This is a genomic window from Micromonospora sp. KC213 (assembly GCF_004348325.1).
Taxonomy (GTDB): Bacteria; Actinomycetota; Actinomycetes; order Mycobacteriales; family Micromonosporaceae; genus Micromonospora.
Window position 1 is genome coordinate 26,138 of record NZ_SMKF01000047.1, and the last position, 8,930, is coordinate 35,067.

9 protein-coding genes are annotated in these 8,930 nt (G+C 74.0%); 7 read left to right on the forward strand and 2 right to left on the reverse strand.

Going from position 1 to position 8,930, the window contains the following annotated elements:
- The first annotated feature begins 10 nt into the window (after positions 1–10).
- From E1166_RS12740 to E1166_RS12750, 3 genes are all read left to right on the forward strand, one after another.
- Positions 11–820 carry an SDR family oxidoreductase gene (locus E1166_RS12740; protein WP_132338687.1) on the forward strand — a complete coding sequence of 270 codons (810 nt, stop codon included), beginning with the start codon at positions 11–13 and terminating at the stop codon, positions 818–820.
- A gap of 154 nt (positions 821–974) precedes the next feature.
- On the forward strand, positions 975–1,847 hold the full coding sequence (locus tag E1166_RS12745; protein ID WP_132338689.1) for a pentapeptide repeat-containing protein: 873 nt from the start codon (positions 975–977) through the stop codon (positions 1,845–1,847).
- A gap of 38 nt (positions 1,848–1,885) precedes the next feature.
- Positions 1,886–2,140: a hypothetical protein gene (locus E1166_RS12750; protein WP_132338691.1), complete on the forward strand. Its 255-nt coding sequence runs from the start codon at positions 1,886–1,888 to the stop codon at positions 2,138–2,140.
- 9 nt (positions 2,141–2,149) lie between these two features.
- On the opposite strand, the gene rnhA is transcribed toward E1166_RS12750, so the two are convergent.
- Both rnhA and E1166_RS12760 read right to left on the reverse strand, forming a co-directional pair.
- Complete coding sequence (gene rnhA, locus E1166_RS12755) at positions 2,150–2,635, reverse strand: ribonuclease HI (RefSeq protein WP_165944320.1); 486 nt, start codon at positions 2,633–2,635, stop codon at positions 2,150–2,152.
- Between the two features lie 1,057 nt (positions 2,636–3,692).
- Complete coding sequence (locus E1166_RS12760; protein WP_243710321.1) at positions 3,693–4,865, reverse strand: lycopene cyclase family protein; 1,173 nt, start codon at positions 4,863–4,865, stop codon at positions 3,693–3,695.
- A gap of 95 nt (positions 4,866–4,960) precedes the next feature.
- On the opposite strand from E1166_RS12760, the gene E1166_RS12765 reads away from it, so the two are divergent.
- The 4 genes from E1166_RS12765 to E1166_RS12780 all read left to right on the forward strand — a co-directional run bounded on the left by E1166_RS12765 (position 4,961) and on the right by E1166_RS12780 (position 8,686).
- Positions 4,961–6,019: a Gfo/Idh/MocA family oxidoreductase gene (locus E1166_RS12765; protein ID WP_132338695.1), complete on the forward strand. Its 1,059-nt coding sequence runs from the start codon at positions 4,961–4,963 to the stop codon at positions 6,017–6,019.
- 281 nt (positions 6,020–6,300) lie between these two features.
- Positions 6,301–6,789, forward strand: a complete 489-nt coding sequence (locus E1166_RS12770; protein WP_132338697.1) for a hypothetical protein — start codon at positions 6,301–6,303, stop codon at positions 6,787–6,789.
- Positions 6,790–6,881: 92 nt separating this feature from the next.
- Complete coding sequence (locus E1166_RS12775) at positions 6,882–7,505, forward strand: class F sortase (RefSeq protein WP_132338699.1); 624 nt, start codon at positions 6,882–6,884, stop codon at positions 7,503–7,505.
- 86 nt (positions 7,506–7,591) lie between these two features.
- Complete coding sequence (locus tag E1166_RS12780; RefSeq protein ID WP_243710322.1) at positions 7,592–8,686, forward strand: magnesium and cobalt transport protein CorA; 1,095 nt, start codon at positions 7,592–7,594, stop codon at positions 8,684–8,686.
- Positions 8,687–8,930 lie beyond the last annotated feature (244 nt).

Below are 8,930 nucleotides of genomic sequence, written 5' to 3' on the forward strand. Positions count from 1 at the left end.
GTGCGCAACCATGCCTGAACGACACGAGAGCTACCCGACAATCGCCATCATCACCGGCGCCGACTCCGGCATCGGCAAGGCCTGCGCCGTCGCGCTCGCCGAGGCGGGCTTCGACATCGGCATCACCTGGCACACCGACCGTGACGGCGCGCGACGCACCGCCGAGGAGGTACACGCCACCGGCCGCCGCTGCGAGGTCGCCGAGCTGGACCTGACCCGACTGCCCGAGGCCGCCACCGTCGTCGACGAGCTGGCCGACCGGCTGGGCGGCGTAGGGGTCTTGGTCAACAACGCCGGTACGGGGGCGTCCGTCCCGTTCGTCGACACCGGCTGGGAGCAGTGGCGGGAGGTGCTCGCGGTGGACCTGGACGGGCCATTCCTGTGCGGGCAGCGGGCCGCGCGGCGGATGCGGGCCGCCGGGCGGGGTGGCCGGATCATCAACATCACCAGCGTGCACGAGCACGCGCCCCGGGTCGGCTCCGCCGCGTACTGCGCGGCCAAGGGCGGGCTGGGGCTGCTGACCCGGGTGATGGCGCAGGAGTTGGCCGCCGACGGCATCACCGTCAACGCGGTGGCACCCGGGGAGATCAGCACCCCGATGACCGGGCAGGAGGACGTCGACCCGTTCACCCAGCAGCGGCCGGGCGTGCCGGTGGGCCGCCCGGGTGACGCGCGGGAGGTAGCCGCGGTGGTGGCGCTGCTCGCCTCCCCCGCCGCCGCGTACGTCACCGGGGCGTCCTGGCCGGTCGACGGCGGGATGCTGCTCATGGGCCCGCAGGCGGGTTCGCACCTGCCGTCGGACGACTGGCGATCGGTGTGACACCCGTCGGCACGGTGCCCGACTCCTGAGGCGTCCGAGCGCCGCGGCCGCACCCGGGCAGCGGCGTCGTGTCCCCCTCGCGACGGGCCGGGCACAATAGGGTCCGGCCCGCGACGGACGGAGCCGCACATAGACCAGCCGGGAGCTCCCACCCGTGTCGCCACCGCCAACCCCGGACGAGCTGCACGCCGACTGCGCCCGCTGCGTCGGCCTGTGCTGCGTGGCCCCCGCCTTCGCCGCCTCCACCGACTTCGCCATCGACAAGTCCGCCGGCCAACCCTGCCCCAACCTGCGCCCGGACTCCCGCTGCGGCATCCACGACCGGCTACGCGAACACGGCTTCCCCGGCTGCACCGTCTTCGACTGCTTCGGCGCCGGCCAGCGGATCACCCAGCACACCTTCGGCGGGCAGGACTGGCGCACCGACCCCGGCACCGCCGCCGCCATGTTCGCCGCGTTCACGGTCGCCCGACCGCTGCACGAACTGCTCTGGTACCTCACCGAGGCGCTGGCGCTCACCCCGACCGGGGCACTACGCGACGACCTGTCCACCGCCATCGAGCAGACCCGGCGACTGACCGCCGGCGACGTCGACCACCTGCCGGCGGTCGACGTCGACGCTCACCGGGCGCAGGTCAACCCACTGCTGATCCGGGCCAGCGAGCAGGCCCGCCACGAACACCGCGGCCCCGACCACCGGGGCGCCATGCTGCTCGGCGCGGACCTGCGACAGGCGGACCTGACCGGGGCGAACCTGCGGGGCGCCTGCCTGGTCGGAGCGGACCTGCGCGGCGTACGGCTGCGGGCCGCCGACCTCACCGGCGCGGACCTGCGCGGAGCCGACCTGCGCGGGGCCGACCTGCGCGACACGCTTTTCCTGCACCAGTCCCAACTCGACGCCGCCCGCGGCGACCGGACCACCCGACTGTCGGCGGCACTGCGCCACCCCGGCCACTGGTCCGGACTGACTCTCACCCCGGCCCGCCGGCCCGGCCGAACCCGCCCGGCGGCCCGCCGCCACCGGTGACGGGTTTGCCCGCCGACCAGACGGGCAGGTAGGTCGACATGACCAACGAACAGCGCACCGACCTGGCCAGCACCGACGAGCCGGACGGCACCCCGGCGTACGAGGCGTCACTGCGCCCGCCGGGCGACTCCCTGCGCGGCACCGACGACACCGGCGACGACTTCGCCGACCTGCCCGCCGATGAGCACCTGTCGGCCCGGGAGACCAGCCGCGCCGGCTACGACGTCGACGCCGTCTCCGGGGCGGCCGACCCCGCCCAGCGGGACGCGGTCAACCCCGCCAGCGAGGTGTAGCGCAGCCGGTCACCGGACGGTCGCGGCAGCGCCGAGCGCGGCCCGCGCCTCGGTCATCCCCCGGTTGGCCAGCGCGTCGGCCCGCTCGTTCTCCGGATGGCCGTTGTGTCCCTTCACCCACAGCCAGGTCACCTCGTGCCGGCCACAGGCGGCCTCCAGCCGCTGCCACAGGTCGGCGTTCTTGACCGGCTGCTTCGCCGCGGTCAGCCAGCCGTTGCGTTTCCACCCGGCCAGCCAGCCGGTGATGCCGTTACGCACGTACGTGCTGTCGGTGTGCACCCGCACGGCGGCCGGCCGGGTCAGCGCCTCCAACGCCTGGATCGCGGCGGTGAGCTCCATCCGGTTGTTGGTGGTGGGGGTCGCTTCCCCGCCGCACAGTTCCCGCTCGTGCTCGCCGTAGCGCAGCACCACACCCCAACCACCCGGCCCGGGATTGCCGCTGCACGCCCCGTCGGTCCAGATCTCCACAACCCTGCTGCCCGCCGCGTCCACCACGCCCCGAACCTACCGCCCCGCCCCACCGTTCTGATCACCAACCGGCCGCCCGTCGTTTCCAGCCCGGACGAGGTCGAACCCGTCCGGCGAAGCGGGGTCAATCCCCGGAAGACAGCTCGGAGACGACGCCTCGGTACCGCACAATGGGGTGGTCCCAACGCAGAGTGGCCGTACATGGCGCGGTATCGGTGCGACGCACGGATACCGCGAAGGTCTTCGCCTGGGGCGGGGCCGCGTGCGGCCCGTCGCGTCGGCTCCCGGTGGCCCGGACCTCTACCGACCGCATCAGCCGGCCGTCAATGACCATCCGCCACTCGAAGACGGCGTCGGCGCCGCCCTCCGACCGGCCGATGGTGAACCCGCCATCCACCCCACGCAACCGCATGACCCGCTGCCTGCCCGGCAGGGCGAAGGTGGTGCTGGCCCGGCCGCCAGGGCCGATCTGCCACTGGTAGCCGGTGTGCTCGTAGCAACGTGCGTTGCCGCCACCGGCGGTACAGCTCGGCACCAGGATGGATTCCGGCCGGTCTCCCGGAGCGATAGACGGGAGGCAACGGTCCCGCGGAGATCATGAACAGCACCATGAACAGCAGGACCACCGCCGCCACGCAGAGGCGGACCCGCTGCCGGTGCAGCGTCGATCGGTGCGCATCCGGCTTCGTCTCCGCCGGAAGCACGGCGGATCGACTCGCCTCACCGGCCAGGTACTCCTGCAGGATCAGGTGCCGGAACTGGTAGCGCGCACCCGACTGACGTAGCACTCCCCTGCGGTGAGCGTCATCGAGAAATCGGGCCAGCCGAAACGGCAACCGGCCGGTGGCACCCAACCAGACCCGGACGACCAGGAACGAACCCCACGTGTGGTCGAGCGTGGTGGCCAGGGCGTATGCCGATCCGAACACACCGACGACGAGGGCCGCGTAGACGAGTCCCAGGCCCAGGCCGACCACAACCGCGGGCGCCACCGACCGCCGGCTACGTCAAACCCGGCAACTGCTTCGTGAACGACGAACGGGCCGAGCCGGCCCGCTGCCGGCGGCGGTCCCCGGCGAGGTGCTCAGGACCGGAACAGCCGGGCCCGCAGCCGGCCGGCGGCGTCACCGACGGCGGCCGAGGCCATCGGCAGCAGCGGACTGGATGCCATCACCGCCAGGTCCTCCACCGGGCGGGTGTCGCCGTCGAGGAAGCGCAGCACCCGCCGCGGCGGGTTGCGGTCGAACAACCGGCCGAAGAACTCCGGGCCGCCCACCCTCCCGGTGTCCAGTGCCCGCAACGCCACCCCGTCCATCCACCGGTGCCGACCCGGGTACGCCGGGCGGGGCACCGGGGGCCGGCCGGCGACGAGCGCCCCAGCCACCTGCGCGGCCTGCCGGCGCATCGCCGAGAAGGTGAACCCGGTCGACGGCCGGGTCGCCCCGCCGGCCGTGCCGAGGCGCACCACCCGCGCCGACGGCCGACGCGAGAAGGGTGCGTCGGTCATCGGAATCATCCCCTGCTCCACCTCCCGCACCATCGACCGGGTCGGGTCGACCCCGAGCCGGCCGGTGTAGTCGCGCAGCGCCGCGTCGTACGCCGCGTCGTCGATCAGCGCGGGTGCGAACTCGGTGTACTCCACCAGGGCGTACCGGTCGCTGACCGGCAGCACGTACCCGAAGGAGACCCCCCGGGCCGGCTGCGGGGTGCGGAAGTCCATCAGCACCGCCCGGTCCGGGTCGAACACCGGCACGGCCGACTCCACCCACCAGCCCCGGAAGTGCTGCCACCACGTGGTGCGCCCCCGCCGCCGCGGCGGTGCCGGCCGGGAGTCCAGCACCCAGCCGGCCCGCACCAGCGCCCGGCCGTCGGTGTCGCGCACGGTCACCCCGGTGCCGTCGTCGTCGAGCGTGCCGGCCGCCGCCGTGAACCGGATGACACCGAGCCGCCGCTCCGCCTCGGCGGCCCGCGCGTACAGCGGCGCGGAACGCAGCATCGCGTACCGCAGCGGCGTCAGGTCCAGCACCCGTCGTCGCTGCGGCGTGGTCACCTCCACCTGCCGCCACGTGGCGCTGAGCAGCGGCGCCACCTCGGCATCGGGTACGCCCCAGAACGCCCAGGTACGGTCCTGGCCCTGCTTGCGGACCGGGTCGACCACCGCGATCCGCAGCCCGGTCAGGTGCTGCCGGTCCAGCGCGTCCAACACCAGGCAACCCGCACCACCGCCGCCGACGAGGGCCAGGTCGACGATCTCCACCGGCCCACCCTGCCACACCCGACTGCGGTCCGACCGCCGCCCGGCGGACCCGGCCGGAGCTACGGTCGTAACCGAAGCCGGCTGAGGGAGGCACTGTGGGCGAGGCGCTGCGGGTGGGGCTGCTGGGGTACGGAACCGCGGGCCGGGTGTTCCACGCCCCGCTGATCGCCGCCGCCCCCGGGCTGCGGCTGCACGCCGTGGTCACCACGAACCCGCAGCGGCGCGAGCAGGTTCGTCGGGAGCACCCCGATGTCCGCCTGGTCGACGACGTCGACCTGCTCTGGCGTACCCCGGAGGCGCTGGACCTGGTCGTGGTGGCCACGCCCAACCGGCACCACGTGCCGATGGCCCGCGCCGCCATCGCGGCCGGCCTGCCCGTCGTGGTGGACAAGCCCCTCGCGACCACCGCCGCCGAGGCCCGCGCGCTGGTCGACGAGGCGGCCCGGCGAAAGGTGCCGTTGACCGTCTTCCAGAACCGCCGCTGGGACGGCGACTTCCGCACCGCCCGGCGGCTGCTCGCCGCCGGCGAGCTGGGCCAGGTGACCCGCTTCGAGTCCCGCTTCGAACGGTGGCGGCCGGCGATCAAGCCCGGCTGGCGGGAGAACGCCGCACCCGACGACGCCGGCGGCGCCCTATACGACCTCGGCGCCCACCTGATCGACCAGGCGGTGCAGCTGTTCGGCCCGGTGTGCAACGTGTACGCCGAGGTGGACCGGCGCCGCCCCGGCGCGCGGGTCGACGACGACGCCTTCGTGGCCCTCACCCACGCCGGCGGGGTCCGCTCCCACTTGTGGATGAGCGCGGTCACCGCGCAGCTCGGGCCCCGGCTGCGGATCCTCGGCGACCGGGCCGCGTACACCACGTACGGGCTGGACGTGCAGGAGGCGGCGCTACGTGCCGGGGGCCGGCCGGGCAGCCCCGGCTGGGGCGAGGTCACCCCCGAGCGGTACGGCCGCCTCGGCGTCGACGGCGACCTGCGCGCCGTACCCACCGAGCCCGGCCGCTACCAGGACTTCTACCCGCAGGTGGTGGCGGCGCTGCGCGGCGAGGGGCCGATGCCGGTCGACCCGGCCGACGCGGCGACCACCGTGGCGCTGATCGAGCTGGCTCACCGCTGCGCCGCCGAGGGCGTGGTGCTTCCCGTCGACATCTGAGGTGAGGGACCGTGCTGTGCACACCCGCTCCCTTCTTCGTCGATGCTCCGCCTCACACCCTGTAAAGCATCCTAGGAGGCCAGCCGACTTGCCTGACCAGGTCGGGCAAGTCCCCCGTCGCCGGGCAGAGGGAAAAGACGTGACGGCAACGAAGATTTCTCATTTGCCCCGAGCCCGGGGCCCATCCCTCCTAGTGTTGGCCACACCGGTGCTAGTTACGGAGTTGGCCACCCGAACGACGTCCCACGCAGACAGCGGACGAAAAGTGAGGGAACACGCGTATGAAGGCACAGACAGTTCTCGTATCGGCAACGCTCGGCGTGGGACTCGGCACGCTCCTCCTGCCGGCCGCCGCGCTCGCGGAGACGACCGTGTCACCGTCCACCACCCCCGTCGGCGGCACCGTCGTGCTCACCGCGAGGGGTTGCAACCCGAAGACCGGCGACGCCCTCTTCCGCGTCACCGGACCGAACCGGGACCAGAACGTCCGATCCACCACGGCCGCCGCCGGCGGCGGGCTCAGCGCGGAACTCTTCACCGCCGGTTTCACCCTCGGCACCTACACGGTCACCGCCACCTGCGGTGACGGCAGCTCCGCCGGCAGCGCCACCTTCACCGTGACCCCGATCGGCGGCGCCCCCGCCGGCGGTGGTGGCGGAGACGACGGCACCGCCGGCCTGCTGGCCACCGGTGGCGCGCTGGCCGGCGCCGCCGCGCTCGGCGCCACCGTCCTGCTGCGCCGACGGCAGCGGGCGGCCACCGTCGGCTGACGCCGCCACCACACCATCCCTCGGAACGGGTGCCCGCACCGGTACGAACCGGACGGGCACCCGGACCACATCGCCGTCGGGGAGGTGAGGCGATGGCATTCACCCGAACCCGGGGCGCGGCGGCCGCGGTGACGCTCGCCGGCACGGCCGGCATCAGCCTGATCGTCGCGGGCCTCGCCGCCGGCCCGGCGGGACCACCGCAGCCCGAAGCGGGCAGCCACGGCGCGGAACAACACCACCGCTCGCCGGGGCCCGTGCTGCCCCGCTCCGCGCCCCTGCGCATCGACATTCCCGCCATCGACGTACACGCCGAACTGGTGCCGGTCGCCGGCGACCCGCACGGCATCCTGGAGGTGCCACCACTGGACCGACCCACCGTCGCCGGCTGGTACCGGCCGGGAGCCAGCCCCGGCGAGGCCGGCAACGCGGTCGTCGTCGGCCACGTCGACACCCGGCACGGACCGGCGGTCTTCTTCGACCTCGGCCGGCTGCGTCCCGGCGACACCGTCCGGATCAGCCGTGCCGACGGGCGGGTGGTGACGTTCGCGGTCGACGGCGTCGGGGCGTACCCGAAGGGGAACTTCCCCACCACCCTGGTCTACGGCCCGGGCGGCCCGGGCGCGGCGCTGCGCCTGGTCACCTGCGGTGGGCGCTTCGACGAGCGCTCCCGCGACTACTCCCACAACATCGTGGTACGCGCCAGCGCCGTGCGCTGACCGCCTCCGTGCCACCGCCACCCGCCGCCGTACTACGGTGATCCCTCGGCGCGGCGAGGCGGAGGTGGACGGTGGGGCGGCGAAGGGTGACGCACCGGTTGCTCCCGGGGCTGGACTCACTGGTCGGGCGGCTACTCGGACGCCCTGACGAGTCACCGCGGCAGGCGCCCCGGCGGGCGAACCCGGACGCGGTGGTCGACTGCGCCGTGTACGCCAACGGCCGCCGCGAACCGGGCCGCCCGCACTTCGCCGACGCGTACGCCCGCACCCGACAGGACCGCCACACGTTCGTCTGGCTCGGCCTGCACGAGCCGGACGCGGCGGTGATGGCCGCCGTCGGCCAGGTCTTCGGCCTGGACGAGTTGCTCGTGGCGCAGGCCCTCGCCGACGGGCACCGCCCCGCCGTGCAGCGACACGGCGAGGTGACGCTGCTGGTGGCGCGCACCGCCGGGTACGTCGCGCACGGCGAACTGACCGCCAGCTCCGAGGTGGTCGACACCGGAGACGTGCTGGTCGTCCTCGGCGACCGGTTCGTCGTCACCGTCCGGCACGGGGCCGCCGGTGCGCTGAGCACCGTCCGGGACGGCATCCAGCGCCGCCCGAGCGTGCTGGCCCAGGGCCCGTGGGCGGTGGCGTACGCGGTCACCGAACGGATGGTGGACCTCTACCTGGAGGTCGCCGCCCACCTGGAGCACGACCTGGAACGGGTGGAGGAGAGCGTCTTCGCCCCCGATCGACACGCCGACATCCAGCACATCTACCAGCTCAAGCGGGAGGTGGTGGAGTTCCGGCGGGCGGTGCTGCCGCTGGCCGAGCCGATGCGCGCCCTGGTCGCCGGCGGCGACGGCGGGCCGCCGCCCGGACTGCGCCGGTGGTTCGTCGACGTCGAGGGGCGGCTGGCCCGGGCCGTCGACCGGGTCGCCGCGTACGACGAACTGCTCACCTCGATCGTGCAGTCCCGGCTCGCGCAGCTCGCCGTCGAGCAGAACAACGACATGCGCAAGATCGCGGCGTGGGCGGCGATCGCCGCCGCCCAGACCGCGATCGCCGGCGTGTACGGGATGAACTTCGTGCACATGCCGGAACTGACCTGGACCTACGGTTACCCGGCGGCACTACTGGTGATGGCGACCGCCGCCGTCACCCTGTACCGGCTGTTCCGCCGCTCCGGCTGGCTCTGAGGGCAGGCACGCCGCCCGACGACTGGAGCGCGGTCGCAAGCGACCACCGATGTCCGATTTATCCTTTAAATCCGGTTTCACGGTCGCCCACCCCGCGGCGGAATCGCCACCGCCGACGCGGCGTTGTATCTGGCAGACGCCGGTGCTCTCCCGCCCGGCAGCCGGCCGGAGGCCCGCGGAATGTGGGCCGCACCCGATCGGTTACATCCTCCGGACGCCCCGAGCAGGCCCCGCCGCCCGGAGT

Coding starts and splice junctions, on each gene's coding strand:
- E1166_RS12740 (WP_132338687.1), top strand. CDS start 11: ATGCCTGAACGACACGAGAGCTACCCGACAATCGCCATCATCACCGGC.
- E1166_RS12775 (WP_132338699.1), top strand. CDS start 6,882: ATGGCATTCACCCGAACCCGGGGCGCGGCGGCCGCGGTGACGCTCGCC.
- E1166_RS12750 (WP_132338691.1), top strand. CDS start 1,886: ATGACCAACGAACAGCGCACCGACCTGGCCAGCACCGACGAGCCGGAC.
- E1166_RS12770 (WP_132338697.1), top strand. CDS start 6,301: ATGAAGGCACAGACAGTTCTCGTATCGGCAACGCTCGGCGTGGGACTC.